15 protein-coding genes are annotated in these 17,971 nt (G+C 65.9%); 4 read left to right on the forward strand and 11 right to left on the reverse strand.

Annotated features, from left to right (window positions below):
- Positions 1-5: 5 nt before the first annotated feature.
- From urtD to urtA, 4 genes are all read right to left on the reverse strand, one after another.
- Complete coding sequence (gene urtD / locus FO470_RS07340) at positions 6-773, reverse strand: urea ABC transporter ATP-binding protein UrtD (protein WP_144342298.1); 768 nt, start codon at positions 771-773, stop codon at positions 6-8.
- Between the two features lie 14 nt (positions 774-787).
- Positions 788-1,996, reverse strand: a complete 1,209-nt coding sequence (urtC, locus tag FO470_RS07345) for an urea ABC transporter permease subunit UrtC (RefSeq protein WP_144342299.1) — start codon at positions 1,994-1,996, stop codon at positions 788-790.
- 10 nt (positions 1,997-2,006) lie between these two features.
- Positions 2,007-2,933 (reverse strand): urea ABC transporter permease subunit UrtB, encoded by a 927-nt coding sequence (gene urtB, locus FO470_RS07350; protein ID WP_144342300.1) that lies wholly within the window; start codon positions 2,931-2,933, stop codon positions 2,007-2,009.
- A gap of 97 nt (positions 2,934-3,030) precedes the next feature.
- Positions 3,031-4,311, reverse strand: coding sequence for an urea ABC transporter substrate-binding protein (urtA, locus tag FO470_RS07355; RefSeq protein WP_144342301.1), 1,281 nt, complete (start codon positions 4,309-4,311; stop codon positions 3,031-3,033).
- Between the two features lie 487 nt (positions 4,312-4,798).
- On the opposite strand from urtA, the gene FO470_RS07360 reads away from it, so the two are divergent.
- The 3 genes from FO470_RS07360 (at position 4,799) to FO470_RS07370 (ending at position 9,692) form a co-directional block, all read left to right on the forward strand.
- Positions 4,799-8,188, forward strand: a complete 3,390-nt coding sequence (locus FO470_RS07360; protein WP_144342302.1) for a hybrid sensor histidine kinase/response regulator — start codon at positions 4,799-4,801, stop codon at positions 8,186-8,188.
- Positions 8,178-9,107, forward strand: coding sequence for a response regulator transcription factor (locus tag FO470_RS07365; protein ID WP_144342303.1), 930 nt, complete (start codon positions 8,178-8,180; stop codon positions 9,105-9,107). The genes FO470_RS07360 and FO470_RS07365 overlap by 11 nt, the downstream gene beginning before the upstream one ends.
- Before the next feature lie 249 nt (positions 9,108-9,356).
- Positions 9,357-9,692, forward strand: coding sequence for a hypothetical protein (locus FO470_RS07370; protein WP_144342304.1), 336 nt, complete (start codon positions 9,357-9,359; stop codon positions 9,690-9,692).
- Positions 9,693-9,776: 84 nt separating this feature from the next.
- Here the strand turns inward: FO470_RS07370 and FO470_RS07375 are convergent, their stop codons facing one another.
- The 3 genes from FO470_RS07375 to adh form a co-directional block, all read right to left on the reverse strand.
- The gene (locus tag FO470_RS07375; RefSeq protein ID WP_144342305.1) at positions 9,777-10,196 is read right to left on the reverse strand and encodes a DUF779 domain-containing protein; all 420 of its coding nucleotides are present in this window, start codon (positions 10,194-10,196) and stop codon (positions 9,777-9,779) included.
- Between the two features lie 153 nt (positions 10,197-10,349).
- Positions 10,350-11,378, reverse strand: coding sequence for an alcohol dehydrogenase AdhP (gene adhP / locus FO470_RS07380; RefSeq protein ID WP_144342306.1), 1,029 nt, complete (start codon positions 11,376-11,378; stop codon positions 10,350-10,352).
- Between the two features lie 114 nt (positions 11,379-11,492).
- A complete protein-coding gene (adh, locus tag FO470_RS07385; protein WP_144342307.1) occupies positions 11,493-13,010 on the reverse strand; it encodes an aldehyde dehydrogenase in 1,518 nt (505 codons plus the stop codon).
- A gap of 238 nt (positions 13,011-13,248) precedes the next feature.
- Between adh and FO470_RS07390 the strand changes: the two genes are divergently transcribed.
- Positions 13,249-15,096: a sigma-54-dependent Fis family transcriptional regulator gene (locus tag FO470_RS07390; protein WP_144342308.1), complete on the forward strand. Its 1,848-nt coding sequence runs from the start codon at positions 13,249-13,251 to the stop codon at positions 15,094-15,096.
- Between the two features lie 99 nt (positions 15,097-15,195).
- Here the strand turns inward: FO470_RS07390 and mnhG are convergent, their stop codons facing one another.
- From mnhG to FO470_RS07410, 4 genes are read right to left on the reverse strand one after another with little or no spacing between them, the layout of a single operon-like run.
- Entirely contained in the window at positions 15,196-15,558 is a 363-nt protein-coding gene (gene mnhG, locus FO470_RS07395) for a monovalent cation/H(+) antiporter subunit G (RefSeq protein ID WP_144342309.1), read from the reverse strand.
- Complete coding sequence (locus FO470_RS07400) at positions 15,555-15,836, reverse strand: K+/H+ antiporter subunit F (protein ID WP_144342310.1); 282 nt, start codon at positions 15,834-15,836, stop codon at positions 15,555-15,557. Before FO470_RS07400 ends, mnhG begins: the two co-directional genes overlap by 4 nt.
- Complete coding sequence (locus FO470_RS07405) at positions 15,833-16,330, reverse strand: Na+/H+ antiporter subunit E (protein WP_144342311.1); 498 nt, start codon at positions 16,328-16,330, stop codon at positions 15,833-15,835. The genes FO470_RS07400 and FO470_RS07405 overlap by 4 nt, the downstream gene beginning before the upstream one ends.
- Positions 16,327-17,970: a monovalent cation/H+ antiporter subunit D gene (locus tag FO470_RS07410; protein ID WP_418655048.1), complete on the reverse strand. Its 1,644-nt coding sequence runs from the start codon at positions 17,968-17,970 to the stop codon at positions 16,327-16,329. Before FO470_RS07410 ends, FO470_RS07405 begins: the two co-directional genes overlap by 4 nt.
- Position 17,971: the final 1 nt, after the last annotated feature.

Consider the following 17,971-nt stretch of genomic DNA (forward strand, 5'->3'; position numbering starts at 1 on the left):
CCTCCTCAATGGCCGAGATAGACTTCGATGACCTTGGGGTCCGCCTGGACCTTGGCCATCGAGCCTTCCGACAGGATCTTGCCCTGGTGCAGCACCGTGACCTTGTGGGCGATGTCCTCGACGAACTTCATGTCGTGCTCGATCACGATCACCGAGCGGTTCTTGATGATGGTGTTGAGCAGTTCGGCGGTCTTCTTGCGCTCGGACACGCTCATGCCGGCGACGGGCTCGTCGAGCATGAGGAGTTCCGGGTCCTGGATGAGCAGCATGCCGATCTCCAGCCACTGCTTCTGGCCGTGCGAGAGATATTCGGCGCGCTGGTCGAGCTGGTCGGCGAGGAAGATGGTCTCGGCGATCTCCTGCACCCGCTCCTTCACCGCGGCGTCGCGGCGAAAGGTGAGGGCGCCCGGCACCGAGCGGCCCTTGGGGTAGGAGATTTCCAGGTTCTCGAAGACGGTCAGGTCCTCGTAGATCGACGGGTTCTGGAACTTGCGCCCGACGCCGGCGCGCACGATCTCGTGCTCCTTCATCTTCGTCAGCTCGCGGTCCTTGAAGCGGATCGAGCCGGTGGTCGCCTTGGTGCGGCCGCAGATGAGATCGAGCACCGTCGTCTTGCCGGCGCCGTTGGGGCCGATGATCACGCGGATCTCGTTCTCGTCGACATAGAAGGACAGGTCGTTGACCGCCTTGAAGCCGTCGAAGGAGACGGTCAGCCCTTCCACCGCCAGGACGAAGTCCTTGTTCATGGCATCGGTGATGACAGAGGTGTTCATGGCACCGGCTCCTCTCACTCGGCGGCGGCGGGGGCGGCCGTCCCGGAGGGCGGCGCGGCGGGAGGCGTCGGAGTGGGCGGAGTGGCGGCCGGCGGCGTGGCGGCGGGAGGCGTCGCCGTGCGCTTGGCGGCGCCGCCGAACAGCGGGCCGAGATGCGGGGCGACGTAGGTCTGCCACAGGCCGGCGATGCCGTTCGGGAAGGCCAGCACCACGGCGATGAACAGGCCGCCGAGGCCGAACAGCCAGAGTTCCGGGAAGCTCTCCGAGAAGGAGGTCTTGGCCCAGTTCACCAGCAGCGTGCCGTAGACGGCTCCGAGGATGGACAGGCGCCCGCCGACGGCGGTGTAGATGACCATCTCGATGGAGGGCACGATGCCGACGAAGGAGGGCGACATGAAGCCGACCTGCAGCGTGAACATCGCCCCGCCGATGGCCGAGAGCGACGCGGCCAGGCAGAACACGAACACCTTGAAGCTGGCGACGTCGTAGCCGGAGAAGCGCACCCGGTCCTCCTTGTCGCGCATGGCGACGAGGATGCGGCCGAGCTTCGAGGACTTCACGAAATAGGCGACGAGGATGCAGGCCAGCAGCAGGCCGACGCACACGAAGTAGAGGACCGTCTTGGCGCTGTCGGTGCGGATGTCCCAGCCGTTCAGCGTGCGCAGGTCGGTGATGCCGTTGATGCCGCCGGTATAGCCTTGCTGACCGATGATCAGGATGGTCATGATCGCGGCGAGCGCCTGGGTGATGATGGCGAAGTACACGCCGCCCACGCGCCGCTTGAACATGGCGAAGCCGACGATGAAGGCGAAGAGGGCCGGCACCAGGATCACCGCGAGGGCGGTGAAGCCGAGATTGTGGAACGGCTCCCAGAACCAGGGCAGCGCGGTGATCTGGTTCCAGTCCATGAAGTCCGGAATGCCCGGCGTGGTCTGGATCTTGGTGTTCTCGACGCTGGAGGCTTCCAGCTTGAGGAACATCGCCATGCAGTAGCCGCCGAGCCCGAAGAACACGCCCTGGCCGAGCGAGAGAATGCCGGCATAGCCCCAGCACAGCACGAGGCCGAGCGCCACGAAGGCGTAGGTGAGGTACTTGCCGACGAACTGCAGGCGGAAATTGTCCAGCGCCAGCGGCAGGACGACGACGAGGACGAAGGCCAGGACGATGATGCCGATGATGTCCTGAGGTCGCAGGAAGAAGGTGCGGCCGGATGATTTGCTCATGTGCGCCTCCTCAGCGACGGACCTTGATGACGAACAGGCCCTGGGGCCGCAGCATCAGGATGATGACCACGCCGAGCAGCGTGAGGACCTTGGCCATCGAGCCGGAGAGGAAGAACTCCAGGGTCGACTGGGCCTGCGAGATGGTGAAGGCGGAGGCGATGGTGCCGAGCAGGCTCTGCGCGCCGCCGAAGACGACGACCAGGAAGGTGTCGACGATGTAGAGCTGGCCGGAGGTCGGGCCGGTCGATCCGATCATGGTGAAGGCCGAGCCGGCGACGCCGGCGATGCCGCAGCCGAGGCCGAAGGTGTAGCGGTCCACCTTCTCGGTATTGATGCCGACGGCGCCGGCCATGACGCGGTTCTGCACCACGGCGCGGACCTGCTTGCCCCAGGCCGACTTGTACATCAGCAGGGCCACGGCGACGGTGATGGCGATGGTGAGGCCCATGACGAACAGGCCGTTGATCTGCACCTCGACCACGTCGGTGACGGGCAGCGATCCCATCATCCAGCCCGGCAGCTCGACGCCGACCTCGCGGGGGCCGAAAACGGAGCGATAGACCTGCTGGAGAATGAGGCTGAGGCCCCAGGTGGCGAGCAGAGTGTCGAGCGGGCGCTTGTAGAGGCGCCGGATCATCAGCCATTCCACCGCCATTCCGAGCGCGCCGGAGGCGAAGAAGGCCAATATCATCGCGATGAAGAAGTAGATGCCGAACAGGGCGGGAATATAATTCAGAAAGAACTGAGATGTGAAATAGGTGACATAGGCGCCGAGGATCATGAACTCGCCGTGCGCCATGTTGATGACGCCCATCTGGCCGAAGATGATGGCCAGACCCAGCGCCATGAGCACGAAGACCGAAAACAGGATAAGGCCGGCGAAGCCTTGCATCAGGAAGATGGAGCTGAGTTCGCTCAGCGAATATTCGGCAAACATTCAGGAATCCCCCGGCGTGCGCGCGTGCGGCGCGGTCTCCGTCAACGGAAAGAGCCCCGGAGAGGGCGAACCCTCTCCGGGTGGGAGCTTCAGGCGATCACTGGTAGCCCTTCGGGAACGGATCGGGCTCGATGAGGTCGGCGGTCTCGTGAACCAGCTTGAACTGGCCGTCGGCCTGGGCCTGGCCGATACGGGCCTTGGACCACAGGTGATGGTTCGGGTGGATCTTGACGTAACCTTCCGGCGCCTTGGCGAACTCGACATCCACCGATGCTTCGGCAACCTTGTCCACGTCGAAGGACTTGGCCTTCTCCACCGCGGCTTTCCACAGCCAGGGGCCGAGATAGGCAGCCTGGGTGACGTCGCCGATCACCGTCTTGTCGCCCCACATCTTCTTGAATTCGGCGACGAATTCCTTGTTGTTCGGGTTGTCGAGAGACTGGAAGTACTTCATCGAGGAGTAGGCGCCAGCGATGTTCTCGCCGCCGATGCCGTCGATCTCGTCCTCGGTCACCGATATGGTCAGCAGGTTCTGCTTGGAGAGGTCGATGCCGGCGGCCTTCAACTGCTTGTAGAACGCGACGTTCGAGCCGCCGACGACCGCGGCGTAGATCACGTCCGGCTTGGTCAGCTTGATCTTGTTGATCACCGAGTTGAACTGGGTGTGGCCGAGCGGGAAGTATTCCTCGCCCACGACCTTGCCACCCAGCTTGTTTTCGATGTGCTTGCGCGCGATCTTCATCGAGGTGCGCGGCCAGATGTAGTCCGAGCCGATCAGATAGAAGCTCTTGGCGCCCTTCTCCTTGTTGACCCAGTCGAGACCGGCGAGGATCTGCTGGGTTGCTTCCTGGCCGGTGTAGATGACGTTCTTGGACTGTTCGAGGCCCTCATAGAAGGTCGGGTAATAGAGAATGCCGTTATACTGCTCGAACACCGGCAGAACCGCCTTGCGCGAGGCCGAGGTCCAGCAGCCGAACACGGCAGCGACCTTGTCGTTGACGAGCAGCTTCTTGGCCTTTTCGGCGAAGGTCGGCCAGTCGGACGCGCCGTCTTCCTGAATGTACTTGATCTGACGGCCGAGTACGCCACCCGACTTGTTGATCTGGTCGATGGCGAGCTTCTCGGCCTGCACCGAGCCGGTTTCCGAAATCGCCATGGTGCCGGTGACGGAATGCAGGATGCCGACCGTGACGTCCGTGTCGGTGACAGCGAGGCCGGTGGTGTTCACGGCCGACGTCGCGAGCGCCTGGGCGAAGGCGGGCGAGGAAAACAGGCCGGAAGATGCCAGAAGAGGCGCCGCCGGAAGCGCCGCCATTCCCATCAGAAGCTTGCGGCGCGTGCTGGAAAACTTATGAGAATTATCGTTATTCGAAGACATGCGATCCCCTCCACGGGTTTGACGTGGCCTCAACAAGCTTAGCGATGTGCTTGCATTGTCAGGATCGTGGTCGGCGATGACGCGATGCAGCAATACGTCGATTGACGTATAGGGGTTTCGGGGGCGCTCCTACACAGTGACGTCGTAGGATGGGAGGCGCGTGTGCGCGCTTCCCACGTATGTTTTCGCGCGCGCGCGGAAAATAATTACTTTGGTATGCCGGTGTTACCGATGGACGTCCGCTGCCTGAATTGCGCTCATCTGGGCATTTTTTCATCGTCGGCACGCAAACGCCCGAACTTATACAAGAATCGTTTCGTGTCGTTTGGCCCGTTCGGTGCGCGGTCGACTTGACTGGAACGATTTGTGCTTGATGCACGCCGAGGCGCCGCGGGGGCGGGGCCGTTGGTGCAACGAAAACCAGAAAGTGCCCCGGGAGGGTAAGCGCGAAAGCATGTCAGGCGTCGGCTCGGCGAGGCGGAACCCTATGGCGGCGGAACAAAAGATCGTTCGCGTTCGACGCCGTTACAACCAGTGGGTCGTCAACGAGACGCTGGAAGACTATGCGCTGCGCTTCACGGCCAAGAGCGCGCGCCGCTGGTCGGCGCTGCGGGTGGCCAATACCGCGCTGGGGGCGGTGTCCTTCCTGGCGCTGGAGGCCATCGGCGGGGCCATCACGCTGGCCTACGGCTTCCAGAACGCGGTGGCGGCGATTCTCGTCGTGTGCGCCATCATCTTCGCCGCCGGCCTGCCGATCAGCTATTACGCCGCCAAGTTCGGCGTCGATATCGACCTGCTGACCCGGGGCGCCGGCTTCGGTTATATCGGCTCCACTGTCACCTCGCTGATCTACGCCTCCTTCACCTATCTGTTCTTCGCCATCGAGGCGGCGATCATGGCGCTGGCGCTGGAGATGTGCTTCGGCGTGCCGCTGATGGTCGGCTATTTCATCAGCGCGCTGGTGGTGATCCCGCTGGTGACGCACGGCATCACCTTCATCAGCCGCTTCCAGCTCTGGACCCAGCCGGTCTGGCTGCTGCTGAACCTCATCCCCTTCGTCTTCATCTTCGCGCTCAAGGACGATCCGCTCGCCGGCTGGGTGTCCTATACCGGCCGCTACGGCGCGCCGGACGGCTCCTTCGACTTCGTGCTGTTCGGGGCCGCCACCACGGTGGTCTTCGCGCTGGTGGCGCAGATCGGCGAGCAGGTGGACTTCCTGCGCTTCCTGCCGCGCCGCGCGCCGGGGCGCAGCGAGACGGCGCGCAATATGCTGTGGTGGGTGGCGCTGCTGAGCGCCGGGCCGGGCTGGATCATCCCCGGCGGCATCAAGATGCTGGCCGGCTCCTTCCTCGCCTATTTCGCGCTCACGCAGGGCGTGCCTTTCCTGCACGCGGCCGAGCCGACCCAGATGTACCTGCTGGCGTTCAAGACGGTCTTCACGCCGGAGGTGGCGCTGGCCTTCACCGGCGTCTTCGTCATCCTCGCCCAGCTCAAGATCAACGTGACGAACTCCTATGCGGGCTCGATCGCCTGGTCGAACTTCTTCTCCCGGCTCACCCACAGCCACCCCGGCCGGGTGGTCTGGCTGGTGTTCAACGTCACCATCGCGCTGATGCTGATGGCGCTCGGCATCTACAAGGTGCTGGAGCAGATACTCGGCCTCTACGCCATCGTCGCGGTCGCCTGGGTGGCGGCGCTGGTGGCGGACCTCGTGGTCAACAAGCCGATGGGCTGGAGCCCGCCGGGAATCGAGTTCAAGCGGGCGCATCTCTACGACATCAACCCGGTGGGCGTCGGCGCGGTGCTGGCGGGCACGCTGATCGGCGTCATCGCTTTCTCCGGCTTCTTCGGGCCGACGGTGAAGGTGTTCGCGCCCTTCGTGGCGCTGGGCGTGTCCTTCGTGGCGGCGGCGGGCATCGCCTTCGCCACGCAGGGCCGCTACTACATCGCCCGGCGCACCAACAAGAACTGGGACAGCCGCCACACGCTCAAGTGCTGCATCTGCGAACACAAGTTCGAGCCGGAGGACATGGCGCATTGTCCGGTCTATGCCGGGCCGATCTGCTCGCTGTGCTGCTCGCTCGACGCGCGCTGCCATGACCGCTGCAAGGAGGATGCGCGCTTTCCCGACCAGATACTGGCGGCCCTGCGCGCCACCCTGCCGACCTGGATGGTGGCGCAGATCAATTCGCGCATCGGCCATTACATCGGCGTGCTCTCGCTGCTGGCGCTGGTGATCGGCGGCATATTGGGCGTCATCTATTTCCAGGCGACCTTCGCACCGGCGGCCGAGCGCGAGGCGGTCGGCAGCGTGCTGTTCACGCTCTACTTCATCCTGCTCATCATCGCCGGCGTTGCCGCCTGGCTGTTCGTGCTGGCGCAGGAGAGCCGGCGCGTCGCGCAGGAGGAGAGCAACCGTCAGACCGCGCTGCTGATGCGCGAGATCGAGGCGCACAAGCGCACCGACGCCAAGCTGCAGAAGGCGAAGGAGGCGGCCGAGGCGGCGAACCTCGCCAAGAGCCGCTACGTCGTCGGCATCAGCCACGAGCTGCGCACGCCACTCAACGCTATCCTCGGCTACGCCCAGCTACTGGAGCGCGACACTTCCATCCCGCCCCACCGCCGCGACGCCATCCGGGTGGTCCGCCGCTCCGCCGAACACTTGTCCGGCCTCATCGACGGGCTGCTGGACATCTCCAAGATCGAGGCCGGGCGCCTGCACCTCACCCGCGACGAGGTGCGCATCGGCGACTTCCTCGACCAGCTCGTCGACATGTTCCGCCTTCAGGCGACCGCCAAGGGCATCGACTTCGTCTATGTGCGGCCCGAGCGGCTGCCGGCGGTGGTCTATACCGACGAAAAGCGCCTGCGGCAGATCCTCATCAACCTGCTATCCAATGCGATCAAGTTCACCAGTAGCGGACGGGTAGCGCTACGCGTTGGCTACAAGAGCCAGGTGGCCGAATTCGAGATCGAAGACAGCGGCATCGGCATTCCGGCGGCGGACCACAAGCGCATCTTCGAGCCCTTCGAACGGGGTGAGCGGGCGGGCACCTATTCGACCGCCGGCATCGGTCTCGGGTTGACCATCACCAAGCTGCTCACCGAGATCATGGGCGGGGAAATCTCTCTGTCCTCAACGCCTGGCGAGGGGAGCATCTTCCGCGTGAAGATGATGCTGTCGGAGGTGACCAACCCCTCCCGCCTCGGCCCGATCCAGCACCGCAACATCGCCGGCTACACCGGCCCGCGCCGCACCGTGCTGGTCGCCGACGACGACGCCGCCCATCGCGACCTGATGCACGAACTGCTCGTTCCGCTCGGTTTCACCGTGCTCGCCGCTACCGATGGGATACAGGCGCTCGACATGGTCCGCGAATGGACCCCCGATCTTTTGCTGCTCGACATTTCGATGCCGGGGCTTAGTGGCTGGGAGGTAGCGCGACAGTTGCGCGACGAGGGTTTCGCCAAGTTGCGCATCATCATGATCTCCGCCAATGCCGGGGAAATCCACGGCGACGGGCTTGCCCAGCATGACGATCATCTGGTGAAGCCGGTGCATCTGCGCACGCTGCTGGAGAAGATGGCGGCGCTGCTCGATCTCGAATGGGTCGGCGAGGCGGAACTCGTGGCGCGGGCGGTGGAGGAGGCGGTGCCGGCGGGTGCCCTGCGCGCGCCCTCGGGCGTCCATATCGACGATCTCGTGAAGCTCGGCGAGATCGGCTATGTGCGCGGAATCCAGGCCAAGCTGACCGAGATCGAGGGCGCCTCGCCCGACAACAAGGCGTTCGTCTCGCACATGCGCGACCTGATGGAAACCTTCGACCTGAAACAATACATGGCTGTCCTGGAGGCGTTGCGCAGCAATGATGCATAGCGTGGAGCGCCGAGACATCGTCCTCGTGGTGGACGATTCGCCGGAGACCCTCAGTCTCCTCACCGATGCGCTGGAGGCGGCCGGCGCCACGGTACTGGTCGCGGTGGAGGGGGCCAACGCCCTCGCTCTCGTCGAGCGCATCACCCCGGACGTGATCCTGATGGACGCGGTCATGCCCGGCATGGACGGCTTCGAGACCTGCCGCCTGCTGAAGCGCAACAAGTCGGTCGCCCATGTGCCGGTGATCTTCATGACCGGCCTGTCGGAGACCGAACAGATCGTGAAGGGGCTGGAGGCGGGCGGCGTCGACTATGTGACGAAGCCGATCTCGCCGGACGAGCTGATCGCCCGCATCCGGGTGCATCTCGCCAATGCGCGCCAGACCCACAGTGCCCGGGCGGCGCTCGACGCGGCGGGCCGCTACCTGCTCTCCGCGACGCGCGAGGGGAAGGTGTTGTGGTCGACGCCGCAGGCGACGGCGCTGCTGACCTCGATCACCGTCTCGCCGCCTGGCGACAGCCTGGTGCTGCCGGAGCCTGTGCAGCGCTGGCTGGAGGGGCGCAAGGGCGAGGCCGTCTCGGCGCCGGATACCATCGAGCTCCCGGTGGAGGGCACGCCGCGCCGGCTCAAGCTCTCCTATGTCGGCCAGATTGGCCCCGAGGAACTGCTGCTGCGCATCGTCGAGGACGAGGGGCTGTCGCCCGAGCAGGTGCTGAAAGCCAAGCTCAACCTTACCGTGCGTGAGGCGGAGGTCCTGATGTGGCTGGCACGGGGCAAGGCGAACCGCGACATCGGCGAGATCCTCGGCCTCTCACCGCGCACGGTGAACAAGCATCTGGAGCAGGTCTACGCCAAGATCGGCGTGGAGAACCGCGCGGCTGCGACCGCGCTGGCGGTGACGGCGCTCACCTCGAAATAGCCCAGCCCTTCATAGAACCTCACGTGAGCGAAGGGTGGCGTGGTCCGTGGATCACGCCACCCTTCGTCATGTCGTGGCGCGCGTCGCGCCCATATCCGGAAACCAGCACCGGGGCTGAGGCGCGCGCAATTCATGACAAGATAATAATATTTTGAAAGTGACATCAAAAAGATATGAAAAAATTTCAAATTTCTTGCTTTATGGGTAACGGAGTCTAAATTCCCCCGCCAATCCGCGTCAGACGGGGGAATGAAGATGACGATTCGGAAACGTGTTCTGGTGGGGTGTGCTGGCCTCCTGGCGGGGACTGTTTTGCTGGGCAGCCTGGCCGTTGCGCAGCCGCGCTGGGCAGGCAGCGATCTGCAGGGGGCAGTCGACCGCACCTGCATTGTGGAGATCGGCGCCTCGGCTGGCCGGCTCGAACTGCAGAACCTCTGCTACAACCCCAGGGCGGTGCGCATCAGCTGGGGCGACGGGCGCTTCGTCGACTATTGCTTCAACAGCAGCGGTGATGTGCGCTTCGTGGCCAAGCTGTCCGACAGCTACCGGCTCGTGCGCGAGCAGGACATTCTGCTCTGCCAGTGACATGTGCCCGTCGCCGACGGGACCCATCGATGAACGATAGACCGCCATCCGCCTGACCGCGGGTGACGGTTTCCGTTTTGACGCTCAGTCCGCCGGGCCCTCGCCGGTCGGGACGAGCCGATCGAGCTCGTCATCGGTGAAGAGACGAGAGCGGGTGAGAAACCGCACGTCGCGCCCGTTCTCGAGGCTGAACATGCCGCCGCGTCCTGGCACGACATCGATGATCAGCTGGGTGTGCTTCCAGTAATCGAACTGCGACGGGCTCATGTAGAACGGCGCGCCGCCGATCTCGCCCATCCGCACGTCTCGATCGCCGACGATGTAGTCGCCCTGCGGGTAGCACATGGGCGAGGAGCCGTCGCAGCAGCCGCCGGACTGATGGAACAGCAGCGGGCCGTAATCGGCGGTGAGCGTGGCGATCAGCTTCAGCGCCGCGTCGGTCGCGAGAACACGGGGAACGGTGCCGATGGCAGCGTGGGGATCGGCCGTGATGACGTCGGTCATGGGGTCCTCCCGGGAGGCGCCGCGCCGCCGGGTATCCCGGCGTTTCGGCATATGGCGGTTGGGCCGTTCTGATGCGGCCTTGTGCTTGCGAAGATGTGCCGCGCCGTCCCGGTGATCAAGGCCGGAAGGCGCGGCACGCTTTCGTTCCGCCGGTCAGGCGGCGATGTCGAGCACGATGCGGCCGTCGATCTTGCCGGCATGCATGCGCGCGAAGATGTCGTTGATGTCTTCGAGCTTGCCCCGCTCGACGGTAGCCTGAACCTTGCCGTCGGCAGCGAAGTCGAGCGACTCCTGCAGGTCCAGCCGCGTGCCGACGATGGAGCCGCGCACCGTGGTGCCGTTCAGCACCATGTCGAAGATCGGCAGCTCGAAGGCGCCGGGCGGCAGCCCGTTCGCCACCAGCGTGCCGCCACGGCGCATCATGCCGAGCGCCTGCTCGAAGGCCTTGGGCGAGACGGCGGTGACGAGCACTCCATGGGCGCCGCCGATTTCCTTCTTCAGCACCGCGACCGGATCCTGCTCGCGCACATTGACGGTGATGCTGGCGCCGAGCTTGCGGGCGAGGTCGAGCTTGTCCTCGGCGACGTCGACCGCCGCCACGTTGAGGCCCATGGCCCTGGCGTACTGCACCGCCATGTGGCCGAGCCCGCCGACGCCGGAGATCACCACCCAGTCGCCGGGCTTGGTGTCGGTCATCTTCAGGCCCTTGTAGACCGTGACGCCGGCGCACAGCACCGGGGCGATCTCGACGAAGCCGACATTGGCGGGCAGGTGCCCGACATAGTTGGGATCGGCGATGACGTAGTCGGCAAAGCCGCCATTGACCGAGTAGCCGGTGTTCTTCTGCTCCTCGCACAGCGTCTCCCAGCCGCCGAGGCAGTGAGCGCAGTGGCCGCAGGCGGTGTAGAGCCACGGCACGCCGACGCGGTCGCCTTCCTTTACATGCTTGACGCCACGGCCGACGCCGGAGACGTAGCCAACGCCCTCGTGACCGGGGATGAAGGGCGGGTTCGGCTTCACCGGCCAGTCGCCCTCGGCGGCGTGCAGGTCGGTGTGGCAGACGCCGGAAGCCTGGATCCGGACCTGGATCTCGCCCGGGCCGGGCTCGGGGACCGGCACCTCCTCGATGACGAGGGGCTTGCCGAATTCACGCACCACAGCGGCCTTCATGGTCTTGGTCATGTGTCCTCTCACCTCCGCTTCGCCGACGCCGGATGCGTCGGCCGAACATGAAAACGGCGGGACGGAGGCTGGTCCGTCCCGCCGGGTATCGTGTCACATCGCGATGTCGGCGGCTCAGAAGAAGCCGAGCTTCTTCGGGCTGTAGCTGACCAGCATGTTCTTGGTCTGCTGGTAGTGGTCGAGCATCATCTTGTGGTTCTCGCGGCCGATGCCGGACTGCTTGTAGCCGCCGAAGGCCGCGTGGGCGGGATATGCGTGGTAGCAGTTCGTCCACACGCGGCCCGCCTGGATGGCGCGGCCGAAGCGGTAGGCGCGGTTGCCGTCGCGGGTCCACACGCCGGCGCCGAGGCCGTAGAGCGTGTCGTTGGCGATGGAGAGCGCGTCGTCATCATCCTTGAAGGTGGTCACGGACACGACCGGCCCGAAGATCTCCTCCTGGAAGATGCGCATCTTGTTGGTGCCCTTGAACACGGTCGGCTTCACGTAGTAGCCGCCGGCAAGGTCGCCGCCGAAAGTGTTGCGCTCGCCGCCGGTGAGCACCTGGGCGCCCTCCTGCTTGCCGATGTCGATGTAGGACAGGATCTTGTCGAGCTGCTCGGAGGAGGCCTGGGCGCCGATCATCGTCGCCGGGTCGAGCGGCGAGCCCTGCACGATGGCCTCGACGCGCTTCAGCGCCTTTTCCATGAAGCGATCATAGATGCTCTCCTGGATCAGGGCGCGGCTCGGGCAGGTGCAGACCTCGCCCTGGTTGAGCGCGAACATGACGAAACCTTCGATCGCCTTGTCGAAGAAGTCGTCGTCCTCGGCCACCACGTCCTTGAAGAAGATGTTCGGCGACTTGCCGCCCAGCTCCAGCGTGACGGGGATGAGGTTCTGGCTGGCGTACTGCATGATCAGCCGGCCCGTCGTCGTCTCGCCGGTGAAGGCGATCTTGGCGATGCGCGGCGAGGAGGCGAGCGGCTTGCCCGCTTCGAGGCCGAAGCCGTTGACGACGTTGAGCACGCCCGGCGGCAGCAGGTCGGCGATGAGCTCGACCAGCACGAGGATGCTCGCGGGGGTCTGTTCCGCCGGCTTCAGCACCACGCAGTTGCCGGCGGCGAGCGCCGGGGCCAGCTTCCACACCGCCATCAGGACGGGGAAGTTCCACGGGATGATCTGGCCGACCACGCCCAGAGGCTCATGGAAGTGATAGGCGATGGTGTCGTGGTCGATCTCGCTGATGCCGCCTTCCTGCGCACGTACGGCGCCGGCGAAATAGCGGAAATGGTCGATGGCGAGCGGCATGTCGGCGGCCGTCGTCTCGCGGATCGGCTTGCCGTTGTCCCAGGTCTCGGCCAGGGCGAGGAGGTCGAGGTTCTCCTCCATGCGGTCGGCGATCTTGTTGAGGATCAGCGCGCGCTCGGCGGCCGAGGTCTTGCCCCAGGCGTCCTTGGCGGCATGGGCGGCGTCGAGCGCCTTCTCGATGTCGTCCTTGTCGGAGCGGGCGACCTCGCAGATCTTCCCACCGGTGATCGGCGAGGTGTTGTCGAAATAGCGGCCGGCGACCGGCTCGACGAACTTGCCGCCGATGAAGTTCCCGTAACGGGCCTTGAACGGCGACTGCTTGGTGATGGCGATTTCTGGTTTGTTCATATGATCCTCCCAGGCTGGGAGTCTCAAGATTGCACCGGGCGTGCCATGCTTATGCGGCAATGCACAAAATCGTCGTTGCGGCACGGGAAAATATTGAAATTGTTTGGATTGCCCCTGTACTCGCGGCGGCTTGAAGATGAAGCCGATGGACGCGGCCGGAAAACTTGGTAGAAACTGTCGGAAAGAACAACAAGACCTGCGACATGTGTGGCATTTTGCAACACTCCGGGAGGATCGCATGCGCTACGAGGTCTCGCCTCGCGCCGTACTCGCGGCGCGCAAGCAGTTCTTCCAGCACGGCCGGCCCGAGCGGCCGCTGAACGCGCTGGTATCGGAACCGATCCTGCGCTCCTGGCAGCGTTGCGCCGATCAGGGGCTCGACAGCGCCGCCCTGCCGCGTCTGGAGCCCTTGACCGCGCACGAGCTCCGCGCCATCGCCGAGCGGCACGAGAGGCTGCGCCGGCTGTGCCGCCCGGAGATCGAGAGCCTTTATGCCGACGCCATGCAGACCGGCTGCGTGGTTGTGCTCACGGATGCGGAGGGGCTGATCCTCGACGCGCTCGGCAACGCCGATTTCGCCGCGCGGGCAGCGCAGGTGGCGCTGCGCCCCGGCGTGTTGTGGGGGGAGAGTTCGACCGGCACCAACGCGGTCGGCACGGCGCTGGTGGAGGGACGGCCCATCGCCGTTCACGGCGGCGAACACTATTACGACCCGCACGGCATATTGAGCTGTTCGGCGGCGCCGATCCTCGACCCCTACGGCCAGACGGTGGGCGCGCTCGACCTGTCCGGTCCGGCGGCGGTGGACCATCGGCACGCCCTGGGGCTGGTGCGCATGGCGGTGGCGCAGATCGAGCACCGCTTCTTCGACGAGGATTTCGCCGGGCGCCGCATCCTGCGCCTCCAGTCCGACCGGGCGCTGCTCGGCACGGCGCGCGAGGGCGTGCTGGTGTTCGAGGACGACCGGTTGGTGGCGGCGAACCGCACCGGCCTCGGCCTCGTCGGCGCCGACTGGTCGGCGCTCGGCGAGAGGCAGGCGGGAGAACTGCTGGATCATCTGCCGCGCCCGGATGGCGAGGCGCATGCGCTGCGCGGGGCGGACGGCAGCGCACTCTATGCGCGGTTCGACGCGGGACCGGCGATACGGCAGACCGTCGTCCCGGCGCCGCGTCCGCTCCGGCGCGTGGAGGGGCCTCTGCTCGGGGCGGCCGAACGCGAGGCGCTGGCCCGCGCGGTGCGCATGGTGGCGGCGGACGTTCCGGTGCTGATCCGCGGCGAAACCGGCACCGGGAAGGAGCTGGCGGCGCGGGAGGTGCATCGGCTGAGCGCGCGCGCCGAGGGGCCTTTCGTCGCCGTGAACTGCGCGGCGATTCCCGAGACGCTGATCGAGTCCGAGCTGTTCGGCTATGAGGAGGGGGCCTTCACCGGGGCGCGGCGTTCCGGCCGGCGGGGCCTACTGCGCGAGGCCGATGGTGGCGTCCTGTTCCTTGACGAGATCGGCGACATGCCTCTGTCGCTGCAGTCCCGCCTGCTGCGGGTGCTGCAGGAGCGGGAAGTCGCCCCGCTTGGCGGCGGCAAGCCGGTGAAGGTCGATTTCGCGCTCGTCTGTGCCACCCATCGTGACTTGCGGGCGCTGGTGGAGGCCGGCAGCTTCCGCCAGGATCTGTATTTCCGCATCGCCCATTACACGGTGGAACTGCCGCCGCTGCGTGCCATGGAAGATCGGGGCGGCATCGTGCGCGCGCTATGGCGCCGTCTCGTCGATGACGAGCGGCTGACGCTGGCGGAAGGATGCGAGGCGCGCCTTGCCGCCTATGGCTGGCCGGGCAATTTTCGCCAGCTGGCCGGCACGCTCCGGGCGCTGGCGGCGCTGGCTGAGCCCTTCCTGCCGGTGGAGGAGGCGATGCTGCCGCCCGACATCGTCGCCGCGCCGGCCCTGTCCGTACCGGCGGAGGCGACGCTGGATGCGCTGACCGTGGAAGCGATGCGGCGCGCGCTCGATGCCTGCGGGGGCAATGTCTCTCAGGCGGCGCGCAAGCTCGGCATCAACCGTTCGACCCTGTACCGCCGCTTGTTCCACGCCTGAGGCGCGCGCGAGCGGAACCGTGCGGGATGAGCCGTTGGCCGATGATGATCCGTGCCACTGAGGCGGTCAGGCTGCTGAAGGCGCGGTTGCCGCCGCCATTCAGAGCTCGGTCGGCTCGGGGTCCTGCTCGGGCGGGCCGGGGTTTCCCTCGATCCGGTCGCGATAGACCGAGGCGCGGGCGAGCAGCATCAGCGTCACCGGCGTGGTGATGGTGACGAAGAGGGCTATGAGCACTTCGTGCACCAGCGGCCGGCTCTGCAGCACGGAAAAGCAGATCATCGAGCCGATGAGGATCGACCCGGTGCCGAGCGTGGCGCCGAGCGAGGGCGCGTGCAGGCGCGCGTAGAAATCCGGCAGCCGCCACAAGCCGATGGAGCCGATGAGCGTGACGAGCGCCCCGACGACGATGAAGAAGGAGACCAGCAGCGCCGCCCAGAGCGGCAGGTCGGGTGCCTCGCTCATTCGATCACCTCGCCGCGCATGAGGAACTTGGCGAGGGCCACCGTGCCCACGAAGCCGAGCAGGCCGATGATCAGCGCTGCCTCGAAATAGAGAGTCGTGCCGCTGCGGATGCCGAGCGTGAGCAGCATCAGCATGGCGTTCACATAGAAGGTGTCGAGGCCGATGATGCGGTCCTGGGCACGCGGGCCGCGGATGAAGCGCAGCGCCGCGAACGCCATGGCGAAGGCCAGCAGCACCTGCGCCGCCGTGATCGACCAGCCGAGGATCATCGGGCTCATTCGAAGATCTCCATCAGCAGGGACTCGTAGCGCTGTTTGATGATGCGCGCCCACTGCTTCTCGTCGACGAGGTCGAGCACGTGCAGCATCAGGACACGGCTTGCCGGATCGTAATGCACCCACTGGGTGCCCGGGGTGCAGGTCATCACAATGGCGAGGATAGCAAGGCCGTAGCGGTTCGTAAGATCGAGCCGCAGGCTCATGAAGCCGGCATGGGTGCGCCGCTCGTCGCTGCCGAGGATGATGCTGCCGACCGCGACGTTCGAGCGGAACACGTCGACGAAGACCCGTCCGGCAAGGCGCATCGCCGCCACCGGCCGGCGCAGCCCGGTCGGCGGCGGGTCGAGCGCCACCATCAGCCAGCAGCCGCCGAAGGCGACGATGGTGCCGAGCAGAATCTGGCCGGGCGACAGGCTCTGCATCAACAGCAGCCACATCGCCAGCAGGGCGAGGAAGAGCAGGGGGTAGGGCAGGACGCGCTTGAGGGCGGTCATGGCGCGCCTCCCGTGGCGGGCTGCCCGGCGGGCGCGGCACCGGCCGGCTTGGTGCCAAGCACCTCGCGGGCATATTCGCTCGGCCAGTAAAGGATCTGCGCCGTCGATTCCATGTAGCGCATCGTCGGTCCGCCCATCACCGTCATGGTGGCGCACAGGAAGAGCAGGGCTCCGATGGGGATCGCCTCGATGGCCCGCACACGGGGGATCTCGTTCTCCGCCGGCATCCACAGCGTGCGGATGCCGTTGCGCGTCATGGCAATCAGCGTGGCGAGGCCGGAGGCCACCACCAGCGCGACGAAGGCCCAATGCGCTGCGTCGATATCGCCGGCCTCGTTCATCACGGCCGAGAGCATGGCGAACTTGGCGATGAAGCCCGACAGCGGCGGCAGGCCGGCGAGCAGTGCCGTGCAGGCGACGAAGGCGCCGCCCAGCACTGCGATGGTGGCCGGGATGGCGACGCCGACCTCCTCGTCCTCGTCCGCGATGTCCTCCTCGGGATCGCCGAAGATCTCCAGCGTCACGGCCAGCACGTCGGCGCCGGCGGCCTGGCCGCGTTCGATCAGCTCGACCAGCAGGAAATAGGCGCTGATCGCCAAAGTGGAGGTCGCCAGATAATAGAGGGCGCCGGAAATCACCGCGCTGTTGCCGGTGCCGATGGCCGCCAGCAGCGTGCCGGACGACACGAGCACCGCATAGCCGCCAAGGCGTTGCATCGACTGGGAAGCGAGCACGCCGATGCCGCCGAAGGCGATGGTGGCCATGCCGCCATAATAGAGCCAGAGGCCCCCGAAATCCTCCGATGCGCCCGCCTCGTCGCCGAAGCACAGCAGGAACAGGCGCATGATCACGTAGATGCCGACCTTGGTCATGATGGCGAACATGGCCGCGACCGGCGCGCAGGCGGCGGCATAGGTGGTCGGCAGCCAGAAGCTGAGCGGCCACATGCCGGCCTTCACGAGGAAGGCAATGCCGAGCACGGCCGCGCCCGCCTCCATCAAGACCCGCGACTGGGGCGCCAGCGTTGGTACCACACGGCTGAGATCGGCCATGTTGAGGGTGCCGGTGACGCCGTAGATCAGGCTTACGCCGATAAGGAAGAGCGAGGAGGCGATGAGATTGATCGGGATGTAATGCAGGCCCGCCCGCACACGGGCGGTGCCCGAGCCATGCAGCACCAGCCCGTAGGAGGCGGCGAGCAGGATCTCGAAGAAGACGAAGAGGTTGAACAGGTCGCCGGTGAGGAAGGCGCCGTTAAGCCCCATGAGCAGCAGCAGGAACAGCGTGTAGAAGCGCGGTCCCGCATTGTGCCAGCGCGCCATGGCGAAAAGCAGCGTCGCGCTGCCCAGCACGGCGGTGAGCAGCAGCATCAGCGCGGCGAGCCGATCGACCACCAGGACGATGCCGAAGGGCGGGGGCCAGTTGCCGAGCGGGTAGACGAACATCGTCGACCAGCGCTCGTCGCTCGGCGTGTTCACCATGACGAACAGGGTGATCGCGACGGCGAGCAGGGCGAGCACCGTGGCCAGGCTCAGCGACATCTTGAACAGACGTCGGCGCTCGTCGAACAGCAGCATGAAGGCGCCCACCGCCAGCGGCAGCAGGATGGGCAGGATGGCGAGGTGCTCGACGGCGGGCATC

This window comes from Ancylobacter moscoviensis (genome assembly GCF_007559435.1).
GTDB lineage: Bacteria > Pseudomonadota > Alphaproteobacteria > Rhizobiales > Xanthobacteraceae > Ancylobacter > Ancylobacter moscoviensis.

Bases quoted from the DNA above. Each gene is read 5' to 3' on its own strand.
- urtD (WP_144342298.1), bottom strand. From the start codon at position 773: ATGAACACCTCTGTCATCACCGATGCCATGAACAAGGACTTCGTCCTG.
- urtC (WP_144342299.1), bottom strand. From the start codon at position 1,996: ATGAGCAAATCATCCGGCCGCACCTTCTTCCTGCGACCTCAGGACATC.
- urtB (WP_144342300.1), bottom strand. From the start codon at position 2,933: ATGTTTGCCGAATATTCGCTGAGCGAACTCAGCTCCATCTTCCTGATG.
- urtA (WP_144342301.1), bottom strand. From the start codon at position 4,311: ATGTCTTCGAATAACGATAATTCTCATAAGTTTTCCAGCACGCGCCGC.
- FO470_RS07360 (WP_144342302.1), top strand. From the start codon at position 4,799: ATGGCGGCGGAACAAAAGATCGTTCGCGTTCGACGCCGTTACAACCAG.
- FO470_RS07365 (WP_144342303.1), top strand. From the start codon at position 8,178: ATGATGCATAGCGTGGAGCGCCGAGACATCGTCCTCGTGGTGGACGAT.
- FO470_RS07370 (WP_144342304.1), top strand. From the start codon at position 9,357: ATGAAGATGACGATTCGGAAACGTGTTCTGGTGGGGTGTGCTGGCCTC.
- FO470_RS07375 (WP_144342305.1), bottom strand. From the start codon at position 10,196: ATGACCGACGTCATCACGGCCGATCCCCACGCTGCCATCGGCACCGTT.
- adhP (WP_144342306.1), bottom strand. From the start codon at position 11,378: ATGACCAAGACCATGAAGGCCGCTGTGGTGCGTGAATTCGGCAAGCCC.
- adh (WP_144342307.1), bottom strand. From the start codon at position 13,010: ATGAACAAACCAGAAATCGCCATCACCAAGCAGTCGCCGTTCAAGGCC.
- FO470_RS07390 (WP_144342308.1), top strand. From the start codon at position 13,249: ATGCGCTACGAGGTCTCGCCTCGCGCCGTACTCGCGGCGCGCAAGCAG.
- mnhG (WP_144342309.1), bottom strand. From the start codon at position 15,558: ATGAGCGAGGCACCCGACCTGCCGCTCTGGGCGGCGCTGCTGGTCTCC.
- FO470_RS07400 (WP_144342310.1), bottom strand. From the start codon at position 15,836: ATGAGCCCGATGATCCTCGGCTGGTCGATCACGGCGGCGCAGGTGCTG.
- FO470_RS07405 (WP_144342311.1), bottom strand. From the start codon at position 16,330: ATGACCGCCCTCAAGCGCGTCCTGCCCTACCCCCTGCTCTTCCTCGCC.
- FO470_RS07410 (WP_418655048.1), bottom strand. From the start codon at position 17,970: ATGCCCGCCGTCGAGCACCTCGCCATCCTGCCCATCCTGCTGCCGCTG.